This window comes from Streptomyces guryensis, from assembly GCF_021261325.1.
GTDB classification, from domain to species: Bacteria; Actinomycetota; Actinomycetes; order Streptomycetales; family Streptomycetaceae; genus Streptomyces; species Streptomyces guryensis.
In genome coordinates this window covers 1-1,052 of record NZ_JAJSBI010000077.1, presented here as the reverse complement: position 1 = coordinate 1,052, position 1,052 = coordinate 1, and the positions used below count along the sequence as shown (strand labels likewise).

Below are 1,052 nucleotides of genomic sequence, written 5' to 3'. Positions count from 1 at the left end.
GTGTCGTTGTTGTACGCGTCCGAGCCCGTCCAGTTCAACTCGGCTGCACCATCGTGTGATTGCCTCGCGCACGTGTACGGCAACGCGGCCGATCATCCTGACCGGGTGCGCCGGTATCCGTCGGACATGACGGACGCGGAGTGGGCGGCCGTGCGGCCGTTGCTGCCGGTGCCGGCCTGGCTGAAGGGCAGGGGCGGGCAGCCCGAGGGCTACTGCCACCGCCAGCTGCTGGACGCGATCCGCTACCTGGTCGCGGGCGGGATCTCGTGGCGGGCGATGCCCGCGGACTTCCCCGACTGGGGCCGCGTCTACGCCTTCTTCCGCCGGTGGCGCGAGCACGGGCTGATCACCGAGTTCCACGACCGGCTGCGCGGGAGGGTCCGTGAGCGGGAGGGCCGTGAGGCCGAGCCCACGGCGGGGATCATCGACGCGCAGTCGGTGAAGGCCGCGGCCTCGGTTCCGGCCGCCTCACGCGGCTGGGACGGCGGGAAGAAAGTGGGCGGCCGCAAGCGGCACATCGTGACCGACTGCCTCGGCCTGCTCCTGGCCGTCGCGGTGACCGCCGCGAACATCGGCGACCGCGACGCCGCGACGGGCCTGCTGACCCGGCTGCGCCGTCTGCACCGCGACATCACTCTCGTCTGGGCCGACGGCGGCTACACCGGCTGCCTCGTCGACTGGTGCCGTCAGAAACTCGCGCTGGCCCTGGAGATCGTCAAACGCACCGACGACATGACCGGGTTCGTGGTGCTGCCCAGGCGCTGGGTGGCAGAGCGCACGTTCGCGTGGCTGATGCATTCACGTCGGCTGGCCCGGGACTACGAGACGCTGCCGGCCAGCAGCGAGGCGATGATCCGGTGGTCGATGGTCACGCGGATGAGCCGGCGTCTGGCACGGCCACGGGCCGCCGGCCCGCTCTGAATGCACCCGACGCCTCCAGGATGAGCCACCCGCGCTCCGCCAGACGCCGGGCCTTCGAACGCACCCCCTCGACCTTCGCCGACGTTGTCTCCAAGCCCAGCCGAGCCGTGATCTCCCTGGCCTTCAGCGGC

The 1,052-nt window shown here is 71.5% G+C and carries 1 protein-coding gene; it reads left to right on the top strand.

Annotation, left to right across the window (positions count from 1 at the left end; all coding sequences use genetic code 11):
• The gene (locus LJ657_RS48025) at positions 1–921 is read left to right on the top strand and encodes an IS5 family transposase (RefSeq protein WP_443735578.1); all 921 of its coding nucleotides are present in this window, start codon (positions 1–3) and stop codon (positions 919–921) included.
• Positions 922–1,052 lie beyond the last annotated feature (131 nt).